This window comes from Streptomyces sp. NPDC026538 (assembly GCF_055567535.1).
In genome coordinates, this window is record NZ_JBVHQG010000016.1 from 207,428 (window position 1) to 228,736 (window position 21,309).

The window sequence follows — 21,309 nt, forward strand, 5'->3', positions numbered from 1 at the left end:
TCGATTCTGCCGTTTCGTGTGCGTACTCGACTCCGGGTGACCGGAGCGGGCGGGTCCGAAACGGCCAAGTCCACTGGAATTCGCGGGCGGTCACTGCTCGCGCAGCCCCCAGGGCGAGCCGTACTCGGTCAGCAGGTCGAGGAACGGGCGGGCCGGGAACGCCTCCGGGCCGAGGACGCCCGAGCCCGACCACGCACCGGTGGCCAGGAGTTCGAGGGCGACGACCGGGTTGAGGGCCGTCTGCCACACCACGGCCTGACAACCGTACTCCGTCATGGACCACTTGTTGTCGACCACGTGGTAGAGATACACCTCGCGCGGCTTCCCGTCCTTGACGCCGCGCACCCAGGTGCCCGCACAGGTCTTGCCGCGCATCCGGTCGCCCAGCGTCGCCGGGTCGGGCAGCGAGGCGGCGACCACGTCCCGTGGCGAGACCGCGACCGGGCCGTCGGCGCCGGGCACGGTCACCGGCGTGGTCCTGTCCAGCCCGAGCAGGTGCAGCGTCTTGAGCGTGTCGATGAACTCGCGGCCGAGTCCGTACTTGAAGGTGACCCGCCGCGCCTGCACCCAACGGGGCACCAGCAGCACCTCCTCGTGCTCGACGTTGACGCACTCCACCGGCCCGATCCCCTCCGGGAAGTCGAACACCTCCGGCTCGCTGAAGGGGGCGGTGGTGAACCAGCCGCGCCCCTCCTCGTACACGACGGGCGGGTTGAGGCACTCCTCGATGGTGGTCCAGATGTTGAAGGAGGGTGCGAAGTCGTAACCGTCCACCGTCAGGTCCGCGCCGTCGCGGATGCCGATCTCCTCGATCTCGTCGAAGAGCTCGTCGGCCGCGTACCGCGCGAACACATCCGAGAGCCCCGGCTCCACGCCCATCCCGACGAGCGCCAGCGCGCCCGCCTTCGTCCACTCCTCGGCCAGGGCGAACTGCTCGTCGCCCAGCTTGACCCCGCACTCCTCGTACGGCCGTTCGGCGTGCGGCCGGGACAGCGACATCGCCATGTCGAGGTAGCCGGCGCCGGCCTCGCGGGCGGCCCGGAAGAGCGGCATCACAAAGCGCGGGTCGGTGGCGTTGAGCAGCACATCGCAGCCGTGCCGGGCCAGCAGGCCGGCCACGGCCGCCTCGTCACCGGCGTCGACCCGCTCGGCGAGGAACCGGTCGTCGCCGACGGCGGCCACGGCCGCCTCGGCGCGGGCCGGGTCGTAGTCGGCGACCACCATCACCTCGAAGAACGGGCGACGGGCCGCGATCCGGGTGACGGCGGTGCCCACACCACCGGCTCCCACGAGCAGTACACGCATGGCGGAATCTCCTTCTCGAACAGGGTGCGAGGTCGAGTACGGGGCGCCCGGCCGGAATCAAACGCCGGACCCTGTCGTAAGGTCAATGGCGTTGGCATAAGAACCTCGTCGGTGCGCGCCGGCGTGAGAGAACCCCGGGGGAGTGCCCGATGCCCAAACCGGTCGTACCGGAGGAGAAGCGCCGCCGGCGCCGGCCCACCCGCGGCGGAACGGTGCTCTCCGAGCGGCTGATCGTGGCGACCGCCCTGCGTCTGCTGCGCGAACACGGCAGCGCGGGCCTCACCGCCCGCCGCCTGGGTCTGGCCCTCGACTGCGATCCCAGCACCCTGTACCGCTACTTCCGGGGCATGGACGACCTGACCCTGGCGATCGGCGACGCGCTGATCGGCCAGGCGCTGGCGGGCTGGGCGCCGACCGGGGAGTGGCGCACCGACCTGCGCACGATCGGCCTGCGCATCCACGCGGAGTACGTGGCCCATCCGCAGGCGGCCCTGCTGACGGCGAACCGGGTGACGGGCCGGGCGCAGGAGCTGGCGGCGGACGAGGCGATCCTGGACGTCCTGCGCACGGCGGGCCTCCCCCTGCCGGAGACGGTCCGCGTCTACCACGCCTTCATCGACCAGACCCTGGCCTTCGCGGCGCTGGACGCGGCATCCCTGGCCCTGCCGCAGGACTCCCAGCGGGCTGACGAGGCCAAGTGGAACTCGACGTACGCCCAGCTGCCGCCCGCGACTCATCCCCGCATCGCGGAAGCGGCCCCGCTGCTGGCGAAAAGGATGGTGACCAGCGCATATCCGACGGCCCTGGAAATGCTCCTGGACAGCACAGAACGGTCCTTGTGAGCGCCCCTGGCGAGGGCGCCCCGAAAGGGGCCGCGCGGAACGGCGCGATCAGCTCCCACCAGCCCGCACGCGCACGACCACCGGCAGCCCCCTTACGGCTGGCGCAACGCGTGTCCCGCCGTACTCACCACCGCCTCCGCCACCGCCCCCAGAGCCGGCGAATCCAGCTTCCACTGCTGCCAGTACAACGTCACGTCCGCCCACAACTCAGGCTCCCCGAGCCTTACCAGCCGCCCCTCCCGCAACCGCGGCTCCGCCTGCACCTCCGGCACCATCCCCCACCCCAGCCCGGCCGTCACCGACTCCACGAACCCCTCCGAGGTGGGCACGTAATGCCGTAGCGAACCGGCGCCGCCCCGCCCCAGGCGGCGTACGAACCCGTCCTGGAAGTCGTCCCGCCGGTCGAAGACGATCACCGGCGCCTCGGCGAGCGCATCCGGCAGCGGCCCGGTGAGATGCGCCGCCGCGAACTCCGGCGCGGCCACCGGCAGGTACCGCATCCGCCCCAGCGCCCGCACGGAGCAGCCCGGCACCGCGTCCGGCGACGAGGTCACCGCCGCCATCACCAGCCCCTCCCGCAGCAGCGCGGCCGTGTGCTCCTCGTCCTCCCGGCGCAGTTCGACGAAGACGTGCGGGAGGCCGGTCAGCGCGCCCAGGAACCACGTCGCCAGCGAGTCCGCGTTGACCGCGACCGACACCCGGGTCGGCTCCCCGGCGCCGCTCATGCCCAGCTCGCCGCGCGCGTCGCGTTCCAGCCGGGCCAGCTGCCGGGCGAACCGCACCAGCACCTCGCCCGACTCGGTCGGCCGCACCGGCTTGGTGCGCTGGAGCAGCACCCGGCCGGTCCGCTGTTCCAGCGCCTTCACCCGTTGGCTGACCGCCGACGGCGTCACGTGCAGGGCCGCGGCCGCCGCGTCGAACGTACCCTCGTCCACCACCGCCAGCAGCGTCCGCACCTGGTCGAGAGGAAGTTCCACCGTTCGCTCCCGTCTGCAGCTGCGCTAAGGGTACGTAAGAATCTTTAGCTGTACCTCCGGAGATCACCTCTTTACCGTCGAGGACATGTCCAGCTCTCTCGCCGCCGCTGCCGCGGGTTTCGGCAGCGGCCTCTCGCTCATAGTCGCCATCGGCGCCCAGAACGCCTTCGTTCTGCGGCAGGGTGTCCGCCGGGACGCGGTCCTCGTGGTCGTCGCCATCTGCGCCCTGTCCGACGCGGCCCTCATCTCGCTCGGCGTCGGCGGGGTGGGTGCGCTGGTGGTGGCCTGGCCGGGCGCGGTGCGGGCGGTCGGTCTGGTCGGCGGCGTCTTCCTGCTCTGCTACGGCGTCCTGGCCGGCCGCCGGGTGCTGCGGCCCGGCACCGGCGGTCTGCGCACCGAGGGCGAGGCGGCCGGTTCCCGGCGGCGGGCCGTCCTCACCTGCCTCGCCATGACCTGGCTGAACCCGCATGTCTACCTGGACACCGTGTTCCTGCTCGGCTCGCTCGCCGCCGACCGGGGCGACCTGCGCTGGACCTTCGGCCTCGGCGCCGCGCTGGCCAGTCTGTGCTGGTTCGCCGCGCTCGGCTTCGGTGCCCGCCAGCTCGGCCGGTATCTCGCCAAGCCGGCCGCCTGGCGGGTGCTGGACGGACTGGTGGCCCTGACCATGATCGGCCTCGGCCTGATGCTCGTGGCCGGCTCCTGACGCCCGCGGATCCTGGTGCGGCCGCATCCTGAGACAACCGGTTCGGCGGTCACAGAAGTTGCTGGGATAGTGATCCTGCAGTCGAAAGATGTAGCGAGCACCAAGAGGACCAGGACACCAGGAACTCCGTGGACACCAGCGAGAGCGGCACCCAGTCCGGCATACAGCCCCCCGAAGACACCACGGCGCCCCCGCCCCGGCGGGGCTGGCGCCGCTGGGCGATGGACACCCGCCCGCTGGCCGTCCCGGCCTACCGCCGGCTGTGGACCTCGACGATCGTCACCTCGGTCGGCAGCCAGCTCACCGCGGTGGCCGTGCCCAAGCAGATCTACGACATCACCGGATCCTCGGCCTGGGTCGGCGCCGCGAGCCTCGCCGGACTGCTGCCGCTCATCGTGTTCGCGCTGTGGGGCGGCGCGGTCGCCGACGCCATGGACCGCCGCAAGCTGCTGCTGATCACCAACTGCGGAATCGCCGTCACCTCGCTGCTGTTCTGGCTCCAAGCCGTCACCGGCCTGGAATCCGTGGCCGCGCTGATGGTCCTGCTCGCCCTGCAGCAGGCGTTCTGGGGGCTGAACGCCCCGGCGCGTACCGCCTCCATCGCCCGGCTCGTCCCCGAGGGACAGCTGCCCGCCGCGAACGCCCTCGGATCGACGGTCATGCAGACCGGGCAGGTGATCGGCCCGCTGCTGGCCGGTGCCCTGATTCCGGTCATCGGCCTGCCCGAGCTGTACCTGATCGACGCGCTGGCGCTGTGCGTGACGGTGTGGGCCGTCTACCGGCTGCCCGCGCTGCCGCCACTGGCGCGTGCGACGGCCCGCCGGGCCGGAGTGCGGGAGATCGTGGCGGGTTTCCGCTACATCTCCATGCACAAGGTGCTGTTGCTGTCGTTCCTGGCCGACATCATCGCGATGGTCCTCGGCATGCCCCGCGCCCTGTTTCCGCAGCTGGCCGCGGAGACCTACGGCTCCTACGGCGAAGGGCTGGCGCTCGGCCTGCTGTTCGCGGCGATCCCCGTCGGCGCCGTGCTCGGCGGGCTCTTCTCCGGCACCTTCTCGCGGGCCCGCCGGCACGGCTGGATGGTGATCGGCGCGGTCGTCGGCTGGGGAGCGGCCGTCGCCGGGTTCGGGCTGAGCCGCAACCTCTGGGTGGCGGTCGCCTTCCTCGCCGCCGCCGGCGTCGCCGACATGGTCTCGATGGTCTTCCGGGGCGCGATCCTGCTGTCCGCCGCGACCGACGAGATGCGCGGCCGGATGCAGGGCGTGTTCACGGTCGTGGTGGCGGGCGGGCCGCGGCTGGCCGACGTCCTGCACGGCACCATGGGCTCCGTCTTCGGGCCGCGCGCGGCCGTCACGGGCGGCGGGCTGCTGGTCGTGGCCGTGATGCTGGCCCTGGCCGCCGCCGCGCCCGCCCTGCGCCGCTACCGCATCTGAGCGCTACGCGGGCCGCCGCCCCACATAGGCGTCCAGCAGCTTGCCCCGGGTGACCTCCAGCCGGCTGGCGAGGATCTCGGCGACGGTCCGCACCAGCGAGAGCCCCAGCAGCGGATCCTCCACGCACAGCGCGAGCACGGCCGCGGCGTCGTACTCGTAGGCCCGCACCTGGCTGAAGGCCACCGCCCCGAAGTCCCAGGTGTACGGCGGGAACAGCCATGACCAGCCGAGCAGGTCGCCGGCGCCCAGGCTGGCGACGGTGACGCGTTTGTGGGACGTCACCTCCTGGTCCAGGTTGACCGCTCCCGAGCGGATCACCCAGAAGCGGTCCGCGGTGCCGCCGGCCTCGAAGATACGGGCGTCCTCCGGGAAGGAGACCTCCTGGGCCAGTTCCATGAGGCGCTCGCGCTGCGCCTGCGGTAGGGCGGTCAGCAGTTTGATGGCTTTGGTCATGGCGCGGTGCTCCTCGCCGGCGAGGGTACGGGGGCTCTGCCTACGCCCATTTCATCCGCTGCCGCCGCGCCGGGCACCTCGAAGGGGATGAGAATCGCCTGCCCCGAAGCCGTCCGGGCATTAAAAAGCCCTGGCTGGACGGGGGAGGCCAGCCAGGGCCGTCAAGCGGTGGTGCGGGAGGACCTGCTGTCGACTCCTCGACCACTTATGGATGAACGCTAAACCATCCGGGGCCATTTCGGGTACCCGGGAACAGGCTACGTGACCCGTTTCACTCAGGGGAAGCCTTTGCTGCCCCCGGATGGGTTTGTCGGCGCCCCGACAGGTGAGCCGAACAGGGAGAGACCCGCGCGGACGGGCCAGACAGATCAGCCGGTCCACCACTCAGGGAGCGAAGGGATGCGCGAGAAGTTCCGGACCGAATCAGTAGTGATACCACCCGACTCCCACCGGCCGTCGCTGCGGCCGGCCGACGCCCGCAGAGCGGTTCGCGGCGCGGTCGCCCGGCAGGCTGTGCCGTGCGCCGCCAAGGCCCTGGACGACGCCCTGCTCGTCACCTCGGAGCTGACCACCAACGCGATCCTGCACGGCGGCGGGATCACCGGTTTCGACGTGGACGTCGACGGATGCGCGGTACGCGTGTCGGTCAGCGACCGCAGTGACGCGCTGCCGATCGCCGAGCAGGTCCCGGACGGGCGCGACCGCGGTCGGCTCGGCGGCCGGGGCTGGCCCATCGTCTGCCGGCTGGCCCGGGACGTGGAGGTCGCGGGACTGCCCCGCGGGGGCAAGCGCATCACCGCGGTCGTGTCGCTGAGTTGAGCCGGCGAACCGGGTTTCTCCCGACGGTGTTTGCGTCGGATCGCCGAAAGCCTCGGCATCTCCCAGATGCACGTCTCCCGCCCATCAGCCGCAGCTGCGCCCGCGTCCGCGCCGAAGCCCTCGGCCGGCAGTGACACCCGGTCAGGCGGCACCCGCCCGGACCGGCACCTTCAGCGGCCGGGCCAGGCCCGCCACCGCCTCGTCGAGGCGTTGCAGATGCCGCAGCACGCGGTCGGTCACCCGGCCGTAGCGCGGGGCGCGCAGGGTGCCGGGCTCCAGCATCGCCGCGATGCTGGGGCCGGTCTCGATCTCGCCCGCGGGCCGCCGGTCGTCGACCTGGGCGGCGATCGCCTCGATGTTGTGCACGATCCGCTGTCCCGCCCCGCGCAGCCGGGGATCCGCCGCGATCGCCGGATGGGTGGGCAGCAACTCGGCCGTCGCCGCGAGCGACCGCGCGTGATAGGCACACGTCTCCAGGAGCGCCACCACATAGCGCGCGGTGTCCCGGCGGGACCGCAGCGGGGTGATCGGATGCGTCAACGGCTGCACCGCCGCCCGCAGATCGGCCAGCGCCTGGTCCAGGTCACGGGCCTTCTCCACCAGGTCGGCCGGCGGCGCCCCGCTCAACTGGTCGGCGGCGGCCCGGGTCACGTCGGCCAGCCGGTCCAGCGTGGTGACGAGCAGTTCGTCGGTACGGCGGTCGGTGTGCACCGGCAGCACCACCGCCGCCGCGATCACCCCGCACACCGCGCCGAGCGCCGTCTCCCCGATCCGCAGCACCAGGACGTCCAGGCTGTAGGTGTTGAGCAGCGTGTACAGCAGGCCCAGCATCGCCGTCACGAAGAACGACATCAGGGTGTACGACAGCGGCGCCGAGTAGAACATCGCGAAGACGAACAGCAGCACCAGCCCGAACGCCGTCCAGGTGTGGTGCCCGACCAGTCCCGCCAGCCCGATGCCGGCCACCACGCCGAGCACCGTGCCCAGCAGCCGCCGGTAGCCCTTCACCAGGATCTCGCCGGTGGACGCGGTGTTGAGGAACACGATCCAGCAGGTCAGCACCGCCCAGTACCAGCGCTGGGCGGACAGGAACTCGCCGCCCACGATGGCCAGCGACGACCCGACGGCCACCTGTACCGCCGCCCGCGTGGTGGGCCGGCGCAGTCCGGTGGCCTCCTCGGTCTCGCCTTCGTCCACCTCGGCGACCTCGATGGCCGCGTCCTCGGCGTCCAGTTCCTCGCGGGACCTGGACGTGGCCGGGGTGTCGTCGGACTCGTCCTGCGGCCCGTCCAGCGCGATCCGCAGCCCCATCACCGCCCGCGCGGCCTCGCCGACCCCCCGGAAGACGTCCTGCACGGCAGGGTCGGCGGGCGGCAGGTTCTCCTCCTCGCGGTAGCCGAGCAGCCGGTTGCGCAGCCGGGACAGCGCCGTCCCCGGCTGCGGCCCGACCGACCGCAGCACCAGCAGTCGCAGCGCCTCCAAGTCCAGGCGCAGCTGATCCAGCGCCTCGTCCCGGGGCGGCAGCGGCGGCGCCGAGAACAGCTGGGCACCCGGCAGATGCAGGGTGAGGGTGTCCGCCCGCCGGGCGCTGCGCGCGGTGAGCAGCATCAGCCCGAGCCGTTCGGCGGCGATCTCGGCGTCCGCGATCCGCCGCTGCACCAGCCGGGCCACCGCCTCGTCGGAGGTGCCGTCCGGAAGCCGGCCCTGGATCAGCAGCGCCGTCTCGTGCAGCCGGGCGGTCCTGACCCGGACCTCCTCCACCACCTTGTCCAGCTCGTCCGGCCCGGCGTCGAGCAACTCCGCCTGTGCGGCCACCAGCTGGGCGAACCGGCCCCGGAAGGCCCGCCGCAGCCGGCCGAGGATGCCCGCCGGTGTCTGCGGTACCAGCACGAAGCGGGCCAGGGCCGCGCTGCCGAAGGCGACCGCGATCACGACGTACAGGCCCGGCAGTACCGGCACGGTCGCGTGCACGAACAGCGAGGCGAAGTAGATCTGGAAGCCGATCAGTCCCAGCGCCGTGCCCCGGTCGCCGAACCGCCGGCTGTAGACCGCGCAGAAGATGAGCGCCACGAAGAACAGGTCACCGATCACGACCCGCTCGTTGAGGAGCGCGCCCAGCGACATCGAGACCAGCGCCACCGGCAGGCCCAGGGCGAGCGTGACGGCCTGCTGGGAGCGCCCCTTCTCACGGATCGCGAAGGTGGCGACCATCGCCGCGATGGCCCCCGCCACCAGATGGGACACGTCGAGCCGCAGGGCCGCCAGGACGGCGAGCGTGAGCGAGATGGCAAGGACCGTCCGCAGGCCGGCGGTGAAACGGAGCAGCCCGGGGTCGGCCGCCGCGAGCCGCCCCCGGACCTCCGCCCGCACCGACCGCCCCGCTGTGCTCACTTGGCCGCGCTCTGCGTCAGACCGTGGCTTCGCCGGGGCCCTCGGCACGGGCCCGGACCTGCTCCGGGGTCAGATAGCTGTTCGTGTACTCGAAGTCCTTGAGCGTGGCGGGCTTGCGGGACTGGAAGCCGGTACGGACGAAATCGTCGCCGGCCACCGCGTTCAGCAGCCAGTTGGTCGCCACCCGGGTCTTGGCCACGTTGGTGCGCAGCGCCGACCAGTGGTACCCGCGGGCCACCGCCTGGGCGGGCAGCCCACGCAGTTCGATGCCCAGCGGCTTGGAGACCGCGTCCTTGCCGCCGAGGTCCACCACGAGCCCCAGGTCCTTGTGCACGTACGGCTGCAGTGGCTGGTTGCGCAGGGTCGCGATGACGTTGTCGGCGACCACCTTGCCCTGCCGCATGGCATGCTGCGCGGTCGGCGGGCAGACCGCGCCCGCCTCGTCCTTCGCCTTGTCCGGCACGGCGGCCGCGTCGCCGAGCGCGAACACCCCGTCGTGGCCCGGCAGGGTCATCTCGGCGTCCACCGCGAGCCGCCCCCGCACCGTCTCCGCGCCCAAGGTGGCGATCAGCGGGCTGGCGACCACACCGGCCGTCCAGATCAGGGTGTGGGTGGGCACCACCCGGCCGTCGGTGAAGGTGACCTCCTCCGGGCCCGCCTTCTCGATCGACACCCCGAGGGAGACCTCGATGCCGCGGCGGCTCAGGATCTCCTGCGCGCTGCGGCCGAGCTTGTCGCCCAGCTCCGGCATCAGCTTCGGCGCGATGTCGATCAGATGCCACTTGATCAGCTTCGGGTCCAGGTTCGGATAGCGCTGCAGCGCCGCGTGCGTGAGCCGCTGCAGACAGGCCGCGGTCTCGGTGCCCGCGTATCCGCCGCCGACCACCACGAACTGCAGCCGTGCCGCCCGCTCCGCGGGGTTGTCGCTGGCGTCGGCCAGGTCGAGCTGGGAGATGACGTGGTCACGGATGTAGGCGGCCTCGGCCAGGGTCTTCATGCCGAAGGCGTGCTCGGTCAGACCCGGGATGTCGAAGGTGCGGGTGACGCTGCCCGGGGCCAGCACGATGTAGTCGTAGTGCTCGTTCACCAGCTGGTCCGTGATGGTGCGGACCACGCACACCTTGGACTTGAGGTCCACGCCGATCGCGCCGCCCGGGATGATCCGGGTGCGGTACTTCTTGCTGCGGCGCAGCGAGACGGCGATCGACTGGGGTGTCAGTACGCCCGAGGCGACCTGTGGCAGCAGGGGCAGGTAGAGCTGGTAGGCGAAGGGCGCCACCAGGGTGACGTCGGCCTCGTCGGGGGCGAGTTTCCGCTCCAGGCGGCGGACGCATCCCACTCCGGCGAAGCCTGCGCCCACCACCAGGATCCTGGGTCGTGTCACGGTGTCCATCCCTTTCCGTTGCTCCAGGGGCCCGGGTCACGCCGTACGCAAACCCCGGAACGCTTGCTTCGCACCAATTCGATCCCACCGTGCCCGACGCCGTTCCGCCAGCCGGGCGGTGCAGGCAGACGAACGTGTGGGCTCCAGCATGCCCTCGATCAAGAGGAGTAACCGGCTGTCGCACGGATATGCGTCGGACTTCTGTCCGTTGCGAGGTCGTCCACGACGATCACGTACGCCAGTAGAGTGCCCGCCATGGCGCAGATCCAGCCCGGAACGGGCTTCCAGCAGCGGCACATCGACCCCGACCGCGTGGCCCCGCTGGTGGGCGCCCTGGACTCCCAGGACGCCAATCCGGGCGTACGGCGGCTGCGCGCCTGGGCGGAGGAGGCGCTGGCGGTACGGCCCGGCGAGCGGGTCCTCGATGTCGGCTCCGGTACCGGCTCGCAGACCCGGACGCTGGCCGCCGCCGTCGGCCCGGACGGGGTCGCGATCGGCGTCGAGCCCAACCCGAGTCTGCGGGCGGTCGCCGAGGAGCGGTCCCCGGGCAGCCGGGTCCGTTTCGTGCACGGCGAGGCGGCCACGCTGCCGGTGCCCGACGGCTCGATGGACCTGGTGTGGTGCGAGCGGGTGCTCCAGCACGTCGCCGACCCCGACCGGGCCGTCGCCGAGATGGCCCGGGTGCTGCGTCCCGGCGGCCGGGTGGCGTTGCTGGACACCGACTGGGGGACCACCCTCCTGCACCCCGGCGACCCGGCGGTCGTGCGGGCGCTGATGGCGGCCGCCCTCAACGGCGCCAACCCCTACGCCGGGCGCCGTCTGGTCGGCCAGCTCAGCGCGGCCGGGTTCGTGGTGGACGACCGCGGCTCGCAGGCCCTGCTCCAGGACCACCGCACGGTCGCCTGGCCGCTGATCCGCATGCTCGGCGAGGCCGCCGTGCGCGCCGGCGCCCTCACCGAGGAACAGCGGGACACCCTGTACGCCGACCTCGCCGAGGCCGCCGAGCAGGGGGCGCTGCACATGTCGGTGACGATGTTCGGGGTGGTCGCCCACCGCCCCGAGTGACCGCCCCCGCCGCTCGAGCAGGACCGTGGCCCGCCGCTCGAGCAGGACCGTGGCCCGCCGCTCACCAGGGCAGGAAGACGTGGATGTCCTTGCCGGTCTCGGTGACGACCACGCTGACCTGGTCGCACAGCGTGTGCAGCAGGTGCCAGCCGACACCGCCCCCGCCGTGGCGCGGATGGAAGGGGCGCGGCTCGGGCTGGATCTGGCTGGTGTCGTGCATGGTGATGTGCACACCGTCGTACGTGCGCCGCATCCGCAGCTGGAAGGGCCCCGGCGCGTACTGGACGACATTGGCGGCCAGCTCCGTCACCACCAGCAGGATGTCGTCCCAGCACTCGGGGGCGGTGGGCGGCGAGGTACGGGAGAGATCGGCGAGGTAGCCGTCCGCGGCCAGCCGGGCGCCGGTGACATTGCGCAGCTCGCCTGGGAAGGAGACCGTGCGTTCGGGGGTCTCCTCCGTGGAGCGTCCGCGGTCTCGCCGTGGCCCGGTCGACATGTCGTCTCTCCCGGCCCCGGGGGATCTCAGGGCCGTGCTCACTGTCGGATCTCTTCCCCTCGCGGCGAGTTCCCACTGCCGCGGCGGCTAAGCGTGCCGTACTCAGCGGAACACGTCGTCCGAGTCCTCCCAGTCGGCCGGCTCCGCCGTGCCCGGCCGGCGTACGACGCGCGAGCGGGCCTGGTACATGGCGTCGATCTCGGCCGCGTAGTGGCGCGCTATGGCGTCCCGGCGCAGCTTCATCGACGGCGTGAGCATACCGTTGCCCGGGGCGAACGGTTCCTGGAGCACCCGGTACACCCGGATCGACTCGGAGCGGGAGACCGCGCTGTTGGCGGACGCGATGGCACGGGCGATCTCCTCGCGCAGCGCGTTCTCCTCGCGCGCCTCCCGCCCGGGCGAGTCGCCCGGCAGCGACAGGGCGCCACGCCAGTGCGCCAGGAAGTCCGGGTCCAGGGTGATCAGCGCGCCCACACAGGGCCGGTCGTCGCCGACGATCACCGCCTGGTGCACCAGCGGGTTCATCCGCAGCCGCTGCTCCAGCTGGGCCGGGGCCACGCTCTTGCCGCTGCTGGTGATGATGATGTCCTTCTTGCGGCCCGTGATGGTCAGATAGCCCTCGGAGTCGAGCCGCCCGATGTCGCCGGTGGCCAGCCAGCCGCCGCGCAGCGCGGCCCGGGTCGCGTAGTCGTCACCGACGTACCCCTGGAACACGGACGGCCCGCGGACCAGGATCTCGCCGTCGTCGGCCACCTGGATCTGAGTGCCCGGCAGGGCCTGGCCGACCGTACCGGACTTCTCACGGCCCAGCGGCTGCATGGTGATCCCGCCGCTGGACTCGGTCAGCCCGTAGCCGTCGTGCACGGGAATGCCGATGCCCTCGTAGAACAGGATGAGTTCGCGGCTGAGCGAGGAGCCGCCGGACGTGGCCCGCAGCACCCGCCCGCCGAGCACGGACCGCAGCTTGCGGTACACCGTCCGCTCGTACAGGGCGTGCTGGAACCGCAGGTCGAATCCCGGGCCCGCCCCGGTGCCCAGCCGCTGTCGTTCCTGGGCGGTGGCGAAGTCCCGCGCGGTCTCGACGGCGCGCTCGAACAGGGCGCCCCGGCCGTGCTGGTGGGCGGTGCGCAGGAACGTCTTGTAGAGCTTCTCCAGGACCGACGGCACGGCGTACAGATAGCTCGGCCGGAAGCTGCGCAGCGCCGACGCCAGCGCGGTCTCCGTCATCTCCGGCTCGTGGCCCATCAGGATCCCGCCGCGCAGACAAATGACCATCACCATCAGCCCGTACACGTGCGAGAACGGCAAGTAGGCGAGGACGGAGGCCTGTTCGCCCGGACGGGCGGCGGTGTGTCCCCAGCCCGCGAGCAGGGTGTCGCACGGATAGGCCAGGCTGCGGTGGCTCAGCGCGCAGCCGAGCGGACGGCCCGAGGTGCCGGAGGTGTAGGTGATCGCCGCCGTCGAGTCCGGCATCACGATCCGGCGCAGCGACTCCACCGTGGTCAGCGGGACGAACACGCCCTGCTGCACCAGCTGGGGGAGCGCCCCCGCGTCCAGCTGCCAGACGTGCTTGAGCCCGGGCAGCCCCTCGCACACCGTGCCGACGGTCATCACCGCCAGCTCGTCCTCGACCACCACGGCCACACAGCGGGCGTCCCGCAGGATCCACTCGACCTGGTCGCGGGCGGCCGTCGGATGGATCGGCACCACCTCCGCGCCCACCGACCACAGCGCGAGGCAGAACACGGTCCACTCGTAGCGCGTCCGCGCCATCACGGCCACCCGATGCCCGGGCGAGATACCCGACGCGATCAGCCCCTTGGCCAGGTCGACCACTTCGTCACGCAGTTCGACCGCGCTGATCTCCTCCCATGCCGCGGCGGCGGCATCGGGCCGGCGCGCCAGCACCGGCAGGGTCGGGTTCCGGTCCGCCGTCTCGAAGATGCTGTCGGCGAGCCCGCCGGTCAGGGTCGAAGCGGTAGTCGGAGCGAGGGCGTAGTCGCGCATGCGCTGCTCCTGGTTGTACGGAGGGTGACCCTCCCGATCGGTACTGTTGTCGAGCGGGTCGAATCTAGCCCAGGGGAGGGCGGCCCGTGTCAGGAACGGTCAACTCGTTTCCCCCAGATGACAGGAGGGATGACAAGAGGGGACAAGAGGTCAGCCCTGGGTGCGGCGCACGCACTCGACGACGACGTCCCGCAGGCTGCCCCTGCGCTCCAGCAGTGCCCGCTGCTCGCCGGCCCCGGTGCCCCTGTACAGCAGCTGTGCGAAACCCTCCTCGACGCCGCTCGTGTCACCGCTGTCGGCGAGCGCGTCCGCGGTGTGCGTCAACAGCGCGCGCACCACCTCGGCGGCGGGCCGGGGCCGCATGGTCGCCGGATCGAGCAGCTCCTGGTCCAGGCCGAAGCGGGCGGCCTGCCAGGAGGCCAGCCGGAGCATGCTCACACTATGGTCGAGCGGCGGCCGGCCGGCCCGCCAGTCGCGGGCGGCCGTCTCCACCAGGGCACGGGCCAGGGTGGCGACGAGGACCGTGGTGTCCGCCCGCAGGCACACGTCGGCCACCCGGATCTCCACCGTCGGGTAGTGCACGGCCAGCCGGGCGTCGAAGTACACCATCCCCGTGTCGAGGATGACCTCGCTGGCCACCATGTCCTCGACCCGGCGCCGGTATCCCTCCGCCGAGCCGAACAACTCGGTGGGCCCCGCCGAGGGGCCGCGCGCCCACAGCCGGCTGCGGAAACTGGCGTAGCCGGAGTCCCGGCCCTGCCAGAACGGGGAGTTGGCGCTCAGCGCGCGCAGCACCGGGAGCCACGGCCGCAGCCGGTCCAGGACAGCGACGCCCTCCTCGTCGGACTCCACCGACACGTGCACATGGCAGCCGCACACGAACTGGTCCAGCGTGGCGCTGCCGAACCGCCCGGCCATCCACCGGTACCGCTCGTGCGCGCTGAGCGCGGGCGTGACCGGCAGCGGACAGGTGGCCAGCGCCGCCACCGCACAGCCGATCTCCCCGGCGAGCCGGGCCGCCTCCTTGCGGCAGCGGGCGATCTCGGCGCCGAGGTCCGCCATGTGCCGCTGCGGACTGGTGGCCAGCTCCAGCATCTGCCCGAACAGTTCCTTCTGGAACACCGCCTGCCCGGGATCGTCCAACGCGGCACGGTCCAGGACGGCGGCCGACTGGGGCATCGGCTCCCCGCTGTCCGGGTGGACCAGCAGAAGTTCTTCCTCCACTCCGACGGTACGCAGCACCGAGGACCGCCCTCCGGCCGGGCCGCGACCGGGCGCGGCGGGGTCTTTCATCCCGAACTGCCCCGGCCCGACCGCCCGGACACGTGACGGCGTCCTCGGCGGGTTACGGGGCGACGGGCTCCAGCCACACCGTGCCGAGCGGCGGCAGCGTCAGCCGCACAGCGCCCTCGTCGGCCAGCAGCGGCCCCCGGCTGACGACGTCCCCGCCGCCGTACCGCGCGCTGTCGGTGTTGAGGATCTCCCGCCAGACGGCGGCGCTCCCGGGCACGTTCAGCCGGTAGTCGGGACGGACCACGGGGGAGAGGTTGGACACCGCCAGCAGCGGCCGGGCCTCGGCGTCGTACCTCAGGAAGGCGAAGACGTTGTCCTCGGCCGCGTCCCCCAGGACCCACTGGAAACCCGCCGGATCAGTGTCCCGCTGCCACAGGGCGGGGTGCGTGCGGTACACGGAATTGAGATCGCGGACCAGATCCCGGACACCCCGGTGATCGGCCTCGGCACCGTACTCCGGGTCGAGCAGCCACCAGTCCGGGCCGTGGGCCTCGGACCACTCGCCGCCCTGGGCGAACTCCTGCCCCATGAAGAGCAGCTGTTTGCCGGGATGGGCCCACATGAAGCCCAGATAGGCGCGGTGATTGGCGCGTTGCTGCCACCAGTCGCCGGGCATCTTCGACACCAGGGCCTGCTTCCCGTGCACGACTTCGTCATGCGAGATGGGCAGCACGTAGTTCTCGCTGTACGCGTACACCATCGAGAAGGTCATCTCGTCGTGGTGGTACTTGCGGTGGACCGGCTCGTGGGACATGTACTCCAGCGAGTCGTGCATCCAGCCCATGTTCCACTTCAGCCCGAACCCCAGCCCGCCGCTGTCGGTCGGCCGGGTCACCCCGTCCCACGCGGTGGACTCCTCGGCGATGGTCACCACGCCCGGCGCCCGCCGGTAGACCGTCGCGTTCATCTCCTGGAGGAACGCCACCGCGGCCAGGTCCTCACGCCCGCCGAACACGTTCGGGGTCCACTGGCCGGAGTCCCGCGAGTAGTCGAGGTAGAGCATCGAGGCGACCGCGTCCACCCGCAGCCCGTCGATGTGGAACTCCTCGCACCAGTACACCGCGTTGGCGACCAGGAAGTTGCGCACCTCGACCCGGCCCAGGTCGAACTCGTAGGTCCCCCAGTCCGGATGCTCGGCCCGCCGCTCATCCCCGGGTTCGTACAGCGGGTCCCCGTCGAAGCGGGCCAGCGCCCAGTCGTCCTTGGGGAAGTGGGCCGGCACCCAGTCCATGATCACGCCGATTCCGGCCCGGTGCAGGGCGTCGATCAGGTACTTGAAGTCGTCGGGGGTGCCGAGCCGCGAGGTCGGGGCGTAGAAGCCGGTGACCTGGTAGCCCCAGGAACCGCCGAAGGGGTGCTCGGCGACCGGCATGAACTCGACGTGCGTGAAGCCCAGGTCGTTGACGTACGCGGGGAGTTCCTCGGCCAGCTGCCGGTAGGTGGATCCCGGACGCCACGACGGCAGATGCACCTCGTACACCGAGAACGGGGCCTCGTGCACCGGCGTGTCGCCCCGGTGCGCCATCCACTCCGCGTCACTCCACTCGTGGCGGGAGACCGCCACGATCGACGCGGTCGCGGGCGGCACCTCGGTACGGCGGGCCATCGGATCGGCCTTGAGGAACCGTCCGCCGTACCGGGAGGTGATCTCGAACTTGTACCGGGCGCCCTCGCCGACGCCCGGCAGGAACAGCTCCCACACCCCGGCCGCGCCCAGCGAGCGCATCGGATACTGGGTGCCGTCCCAGCACGTGAAGTCCCCGGCCACCCGCACGCCCCGCGCGTTCGGCGCCCACACCGTGAACCGGGTACCGGTGACCCCCTCATGGGTCATCGGCTCGGCACCGAGCGCCTTCCACAGCTGTTCGTGACGCCCCTCACGGATCAGATGCAGGTCGAACTCACCGAGAGCGGGCGGGAAGCGGTACGGGTCGTCCACCTCCAGCTCGCCGCCGTCGCCGTCCTCGTACGTGACGAGCAGCGTGTACGAGGGGACCTCGGCGTACGGGAGCACGGCCGCGAAGAGCCCGTCGTCCTCCGGCGTCAGGGGGCTGCGCACCCCGTCGACGAGCACGCTCACCGCACGGGCGTGCGGGCGCAGGGCGCGGACGAGGGTGCCGCCGTCCACCGGGTGGGCGCCGAGCAGGGCGTGCGGATCGTGGTGGGCGCCCGCCAGCAGACGCCCGCGGTCGTCGGCGTCCAGCGGCGGGGCCGTGGGACGGGACGGGCCGGAGGGTTCGGGAAGCGAAGAGTCGCGCAGTGCCATGAGGTCAGCCTCCCCAGCGGGCGAGCCGCTCGATCGCGGCCATCGGAACCGGAAGCCAGGCCGGCCGGTGCCGGGCTTCGTACACCACTTCGTACACCGCGCGATCCGTCTCGTGGGCGCGCAGCAACGCGTGCTTCTTCCGCGGGTCCCAGCCGGCGCGGGCAGCGTAACCCGCGCAGTAGGCCTCCCGGCAGCGGCGGGCCCACTCGGGGCGCCAGGGGCGGCGCTGCCGGGCCGCGTAGTCGAAGGACCGCAGCATGCCGGCCACGTCCCGTACCGGGGACTGGGTGCTGCGCCGCTCCGCGAGCGGCCGGGAGGGCTCGCCCTCGAAGTCGATGACGAACCACTCGCGGTCCGCCCGCAGCACCTGCCCGAGATGCAGATCGCCGTGGATGCGCTGCGCGTGCGGTCCCGCGTCACAGGCGGCGAGCGTGTCGAAGGCGCCCCGCAGGCCCGGCACGTACGGCCGGAGCGCCGGCACCGCGTGCGCGGCCGCCTCCAGCCGCGCCGACATGGCCTCCGCGGTACGGCCGTGTTCGTCGTGGACGGCGGACGGGAAGGCGGCGGCGAGCGCGAGATGCACGTCCGCGGTGGCCCGGCCCAGCTCGTGTGCCTCGGTGGCGAAGTCGTCCCCGGCCGCGAGCGCGCGCAGGGCGAGGGTCCAGCCGTCGGCCGCGCCCGGCAGGAAGGGCTGCAGCACCCCGAGGGTCGCCGGGCTCGGTTCGGTGGTGCGGAACCAGGCCACCGGCGCGGGCACCCGCGCACAGCCCTGCGCGGCCAGTGCGCCGGGCACTTCCAGATCCGGGTTGATGCCGGGCTGGATCCTCCGGAACACCTTGAGAATGTAGGAGTCGCCGTACACCAGCGAGGAGTTGGACTGCTCCGCGGTCAGCAGGCGGGGCGTCAGTCCACCTGGTATTTGGGTCCCCGGGGCGGTCTCGAAGCGCAGCGGGCCGACCGTGCCGGGCATCCGCAGCCGTTCCAGCAGCAGTTCGGCGGCGCGCGGGTCCTGCAGGGCGTCGTACACGGCGAGTCCGGCCAGCGGGCCCTCCTCGGCGCGGCCGATGTACGCCCGCTCCAGCCGGGGTGTGCGGTGGTCGCGTACGCCGAGCAGGAGCTGGTAGCAGTCACCGGACGGGGCGCTGTCCCCGCCGGGGGAGTGGTCGGCGTGGACGAGCAGATGCAGACAGCCGGGGAAGAGCTCGGTCAGGGACAGTACGGAGAGATCCGTGACGGGCCGGTCCTTGCCCGCGAACCAGCGCTGCCGGGGCAGCCAGTCGCGCAGCAGCCCGCCGAGCGAGGCCAGCGGCCGGTCGAGGCCGGTGGTCGCCGTGCTCCGGGGGAGGTCAACGGTCTTCGTCATGGGGACGCGTCCTTTCCTCGGCTCCGCACGCTCAGCGCCGACGGCCGGTGCGGGAGGCGACTCGGGAGAGCCGGAACCAGTAGAAGCCGTGCCCCGCCAGGGTCAGCAGATACGGCAGCTCGCCGATGGCCGGGAACCGCACCCCGCCGATCAGCTCGACCGGATGCCGGCCGTCGTAGACCCGCAGATCGAGTTCGGTGGGCTGGGCGAACCGGGAGAAGTTGTGCACGCACAGGACCAGGTCGTCCTCGTACTCCCGCAGGAACGCGATCACCGCCGGGTTCGAGGACTGCAACTCCGTGAACGTGCCGAGCCCGAACGCGGGGTTCTGCTTGCGGATCTCGATCATCCGGCGCGTCCAGTGCAGCAGCGAGGACGGGGACGACATCGAGGCCTCGACGTTGGTGACCTGGTAGCCGTATACCGGGTCCATGATGGTCGGCAGGTAGAGCCGTCCCGGGTCGCAGGTCGAGAACCCGGCGTTGCGGTCGGGGGTCCACTGCATGGGGGTGCGGACCGCGTCCCGGTCGCCGAGCCAGATGTTGTCGCCCATGCCGATCTCGTCGCCGTAGTAGAGGATCGGCGAGCCGGGGAGGGAGAGCAGCAGGGCGGTGAAGAGCTCGATCTGGTTGCGGTCGTTGTCGAGCAGGGGGGCGAGCCGCCTGCGGATGCCGATGTTGGCGCGCATACGCGGGTCCTTCGCGTATTCGGCCCACATGTAGTCGCGTTCCTCGTCGGTGACCATCTCGAGGGTCAGCTCGTCGTGGTTGCGCAGGAAGATGCCCCACTGACAGCCGGACGGGATGGCCGGTGTCTTGGCGAGGATCTCGGAGACGGGGTAGCGGGATTCCCTGCGCACCGCCATGAAGATCCGCGGCATCACCGGGAAGTGGAACGCCATGTGGCATTCGTCGCCGCCCTTTTCGTAGTCGCCGAAGTAGTCGACCACGTCCTCCGGCCACTGGTTGGCCTCCGCCAGCAGCACGGTGTCCGGATACATCGCGTCGATCTCGCGCCTGATCCGCTTCAGGAACTCGTGGGAGGCCGGCAGGTTCTCGCAGTTGGTGCCCTCTTCCGCGTACAGATACGGCACCGCGTCGAGGCGGAAGCCGTCGATACCGAGGTCCAGCCAGAACTTCAGCGCGGCCAGGACCTCCTCCCGCACCGCCGGGTTCTCGTAGTTGAGGTCGGGCTGATGCGAGAAGAAGCGATGGAAGTAGTACTGGCCGCGCACCGGATCGAAGGTCCAGTTGGAGACCTCGGTGTCGACGAAGATGATCCGCGCGTCCTGGTACTGCTTGTCGTCGTCCGCCCACATGTAGAAGTCGCCGTACGGCCCGTCGGGGTCCTTGCGGGACTCCTGGAACCACGGGTGCTGGTCGCTGGTGTGGTTGACGACGAAGTCGATGATCACGCGCATGCCACGCTGGTGGGCGGCGTCGACGAACTCGACGAAGTCGGCGAGGTCGCCGAACTCGGGGAGTACCGCGGTGTAGTCGGAGACGTCGTAACCGCCGTCCCGCAGCGGGGACTTGAAGAACGGGGGGAGCCAGAGGCAGTCGACGCCCAGCCACTGCAGGTAGTCGAGTTTCGCGGTCAGGCCCTTGAGGTCGCCGATGCCGTCACCGTCGCTGTCCTGGAAGGACCGGACCAGGACCTCGTAGAAGACGGCGCGTTTGAACCACTCCGGGTCCCGGTCCTTGGCAGGCGTGTCCTCGAAGGTGTCCTGGACGGGATCGTTGACAGTCATGACGCGCTGGGCCCTCCGTTCGCTGGTGTCGGTCGCCCTACCTGGAACACATGCGCCGGCGCCATACCGGGTGTCAGGCGCACATAGTTGGTCCTGCCCCATGAGTAGGTCTCACCTGTCAGTTCGTCCCGCACGGACAGGGCGGAGTTGCTGTCCAGGCCGAGTTGCGGCATGTCCAACGAGACCGTGGCCTCCTGGGTGTGGTGCGGATCAAGGTTGACGACCACCAGGACCGTGTCCGCCCCGGCGCGCTTGCTGTACGCGATGACGGAGTCGTTGTCGGTGTGGTGGAAGCTCAGGTTGCGCAGCTGCTGGAGCGCGGGGTGCCGGCGTCGGACGGTGTTGAGGCGGGTGATGAGGGGGGCGATGCCCTCGGTGTCGGCGCGGGTCCAGTCGCGGGGTTTGAGCTGGTACTTCTCGGAGTCGAGGTACTCCTCGCCGCCTTCTTTGAGGGGGGTGTTCTCGCAGAGTTCGTAGCCGCTGTAGATGCCCCAGGTGGGGGAGAGGGTGGCGGCGAGGACGGCGCGGACCTCGAAGGCGGGGCGGCCGCCGTGCTGGAGGTAGGCGTGCAGGATGTCCGGGGTGTTGGCGAAGAAGTTGGGCCGCATCCAGGCGGCGGACTCGCCGGACAGCTCGGTCAGGTACTCGGTGAGTTCCTGTTTGGTGGTGCGCCAGGTGAAGTAGGTGTAGGACTGCTGGAAGCCGGTCTGGGCGAGGGTGCGCATCATCGCGGGGCGGGTGAAGGCCTCGGCCAGGAAGATC

Annotated in this window: 17 protein-coding genes; 5 read left to right on the top strand and 12 right to left on the bottom strand. The window is 71.6% G+C overall.

Going from position 1 to position 21,309, the window contains the following annotated elements; genetic code table 11:
- Positions 1-90: 90 nt before the first annotated feature.
- A complete protein-coding gene (locus tag ACZ4N4_RS42855) occupies positions 91-1,305 on the bottom strand; it encodes a saccharopine dehydrogenase family protein (RefSeq protein ID WP_467599451.1) in 1,215 nt (404 codons plus the stop codon).
- 149 nt (positions 1,306-1,454) lie between these two features.
- Between ACZ4N4_RS42855 and ACZ4N4_RS42860 the strand changes: the two genes are divergently transcribed.
- Positions 1,455-2,147, top strand: a complete 693-nt coding sequence (locus ACZ4N4_RS42860; RefSeq protein ID WP_453577933.1) for a TetR/AcrR family transcriptional regulator — start codon at positions 1,455-1,457, stop codon at positions 2,145-2,147.
- A gap of 92 nt (positions 2,148-2,239) precedes the next feature.
- Here ACZ4N4_RS42860 and ACZ4N4_RS42865 read toward each other — a convergent pair whose 3' ends face one another.
- Positions 2,240-3,124 (bottom strand): LysR family transcriptional regulator ArgP, encoded by an 885-nt coding sequence (locus tag ACZ4N4_RS42865; protein ID WP_467599454.1) that lies wholly within the window; start codon positions 3,122-3,124, stop codon positions 2,240-2,242.
- A gap of 85 nt (positions 3,125-3,209) precedes the next feature.
- Between ACZ4N4_RS42865 and ACZ4N4_RS42870 the strand changes: the two genes are divergently transcribed.
- Both ACZ4N4_RS42870 and ACZ4N4_RS42875 read left to right on the top strand, forming a co-directional pair.
- Positions 3,210-3,827, top strand: coding sequence for a LysE/ArgO family amino acid transporter (locus ACZ4N4_RS42870; protein WP_453577939.1), 618 nt, complete (start codon positions 3,210-3,212; stop codon positions 3,825-3,827).
- Between the two features lie 128 nt (positions 3,828-3,955).
- Positions 3,956-5,260 (top strand): MFS transporter, encoded by a 1,305-nt coding sequence (locus ACZ4N4_RS42875; RefSeq protein ID WP_467599457.1) that lies wholly within the window; start codon positions 3,956-3,958, stop codon positions 5,258-5,260.
- Between the two features lie 3 nt (positions 5,261-5,263).
- On the opposite strand, the gene ACZ4N4_RS42880 is transcribed toward ACZ4N4_RS42875, so the two are convergent.
- Positions 5,264-5,713, bottom strand: a complete 450-nt coding sequence (locus ACZ4N4_RS42880) for a cyclic nucleotide-binding domain-containing protein (protein ID WP_351707852.1) — start codon at positions 5,711-5,713, stop codon at positions 5,264-5,266.
- A gap of 399 nt (positions 5,714-6,112) precedes the next feature.
- Between ACZ4N4_RS42880 and ACZ4N4_RS42885 the strand changes: the two genes are divergently transcribed.
- Positions 6,113-6,532 carry an ATP-binding protein gene (locus tag ACZ4N4_RS42885; protein WP_453577944.1) on the top strand — a complete coding sequence of 140 codons (420 nt, stop codon included), beginning with the start codon at positions 6,113-6,115 and terminating at the stop codon, positions 6,530-6,532.
- 141 nt (positions 6,533-6,673) lie between these two features.
- On the opposite strand, the gene ACZ4N4_RS42890 is transcribed toward ACZ4N4_RS42885, so the two are convergent.
- Together ACZ4N4_RS42890 and ACZ4N4_RS42895 are read right to left on the bottom strand one after the other, a co-directional pair.
- Positions 6,674-8,923 (bottom strand): FUSC family protein, encoded by a 2,250-nt coding sequence (locus ACZ4N4_RS42890; RefSeq protein ID WP_453580841.1) that lies wholly within the window; start codon positions 8,921-8,923, stop codon positions 6,674-6,676.
- Between the two features lie 16 nt (positions 8,924-8,939).
- A complete protein-coding gene (locus tag ACZ4N4_RS42895; RefSeq protein ID WP_467599460.1) occupies positions 8,940-10,316 on the bottom strand; it encodes an NAD(P)/FAD-dependent oxidoreductase in 1,377 nt (458 codons plus the stop codon).
- A 246-nt stretch (positions 10,317-10,562) separates the two neighbouring features.
- Between ACZ4N4_RS42895 and ACZ4N4_RS42900 the strand changes: the two genes are divergently transcribed.
- A complete protein-coding gene (locus ACZ4N4_RS42900; RefSeq protein ID WP_467599463.1) occupies positions 10,563-11,372 on the top strand; it encodes a methyltransferase domain-containing protein in 810 nt (269 codons plus the stop codon).
- A gap of 61 nt (positions 11,373-11,433) precedes the next feature.
- Here the strand turns inward: ACZ4N4_RS42900 and ACZ4N4_RS42905 are convergent, their stop codons facing one another.
- The 7 genes from ACZ4N4_RS42905 to ACZ4N4_RS42935 all read right to left on the bottom strand — a co-directional run.
- On the bottom strand, positions 11,434-11,868 hold the full coding sequence (locus tag ACZ4N4_RS42905; RefSeq protein WP_453580833.1) for an ATP-binding protein: 435 nt from the start codon (positions 11,866-11,868) through the stop codon (positions 11,434-11,436).
- A 102-nt stretch (positions 11,869-11,970) separates the two neighbouring features.
- Positions 11,971-13,875, bottom strand: coding sequence for an AMP-dependent synthetase/ligase (locus ACZ4N4_RS42910; RefSeq protein WP_467599466.1), 1,905 nt, complete (start codon positions 13,873-13,875; stop codon positions 11,971-11,973).
- Positions 13,876-14,025: 150 nt separating this feature from the next.
- The gene (locus tag ACZ4N4_RS42915; RefSeq protein ID WP_453580844.1) at positions 14,026-15,114 is read right to left on the bottom strand and encodes a glutamate--cysteine ligase 2; all 1,089 of its coding nucleotides are present in this window, start codon (positions 15,112-15,114) and stop codon (positions 14,026-14,028) included.
- A 106-nt stretch (positions 15,115-15,220) separates the two neighbouring features.
- Positions 15,221-17,434 (bottom strand): 1,4-alpha-glucan branching enzyme, encoded by a 2,214-nt coding sequence (glgB, locus tag ACZ4N4_RS42920; RefSeq protein WP_467599469.1) that lies wholly within the window; start codon positions 17,432-17,434, stop codon positions 15,221-15,223.
- A 4-nt stretch (positions 17,435-17,438) separates the two neighbouring features.
- Positions 17,439-18,797 (bottom strand): maltokinase N-terminal cap-like domain-containing protein, encoded by a 1,359-nt coding sequence (locus ACZ4N4_RS42925; protein WP_467599472.1) that lies wholly within the window; start codon positions 18,795-18,797, stop codon positions 17,439-17,441.
- Between the two features lie 31 nt (positions 18,798-18,828).
- Complete coding sequence (gene treS / locus ACZ4N4_RS42930; RefSeq protein WP_453580822.1) at positions 18,829-20,547, bottom strand: maltose alpha-D-glucosyltransferase; 1,719 nt, start codon at positions 20,545-20,547, stop codon at positions 18,829-18,831.
- On the bottom strand, positions 20,544-21,309 hold a 766-nt coding region (locus tag ACZ4N4_RS42935; RefSeq protein ID WP_467599475.1), incomplete at its 5' end, for an alpha-amylase family glycosyl hydrolase. The genes ACZ4N4_RS42935 and treS, both read right to left, overlap by 4 nt.

Bases quoted from the DNA above. Each gene is read 5' to 3' on its own strand.
- ACZ4N4_RS42855 (WP_467599451.1), bottom strand. From the start codon at position 1,305: ATGCGTGTACTGCTCGTGGGAGCCGGTGGTGTGGGCACCGCCGTCACC.
- ACZ4N4_RS42860 (WP_453577933.1), top strand. From the start codon at position 1,455: ATGCCCAAACCGGTCGTACCGGAGGAGAAGCGCCGCCGGCGCCGGCCC.
- ACZ4N4_RS42870 (WP_453577939.1), top strand. From the start codon at position 3,210: ATGTCCAGCTCTCTCGCCGCCGCTGCCGCGGGTTTCGGCAGCGGCCTC.
- ACZ4N4_RS42880 (WP_351707852.1), bottom strand. From the start codon at position 5,713: ATGACCAAAGCCATCAAACTGCTGACCGCCCTACCGCAGGCGCAGCGC.
- ACZ4N4_RS42885 (WP_453577944.1), top strand. From the start codon at position 6,113: ATGCGCGAGAAGTTCCGGACCGAATCAGTAGTGATACCACCCGACTCC.
- ACZ4N4_RS42895 (WP_467599460.1), bottom strand. From the start codon at position 10,316: ATGGACACCGTGACACGACCCAGGATCCTGGTGGTGGGCGCAGGCTTC.
- ACZ4N4_RS42900 (WP_467599463.1), top strand. From the start codon at position 10,563: ATGGCGCAGATCCAGCCCGGAACGGGCTTCCAGCAGCGGCACATCGAC.
- ACZ4N4_RS42905 (WP_453580833.1), bottom strand. From the start codon at position 11,868: ATGTCGACCGGGCCACGGCGAGACCGCGGACGCTCCACGGAGGAGACC.
- ACZ4N4_RS42910 (WP_467599466.1), bottom strand. From the start codon at position 13,875: ATGCGCGACTACGCCCTCGCTCCGACTACCGCTTCGACCCTGACCGGC.
- glgB (WP_467599469.1), bottom strand. From the start codon at position 17,434: ATGGCACTGCGCGACTCTTCGCTTCCCGAACCCTCCGGCCCGTCCCGT.
- ACZ4N4_RS42925 (WP_467599472.1), bottom strand. From the start codon at position 18,797: ATGACGAAGACCGTTGACCTCCCCCGGAGCACGGCGACCACCGGCCTC.
- treS (WP_453580822.1), bottom strand. From the start codon at position 20,547: ATGACTGTCAACGATCCCGTCCAGGACACCTTCGAGGACACGCCTGCC.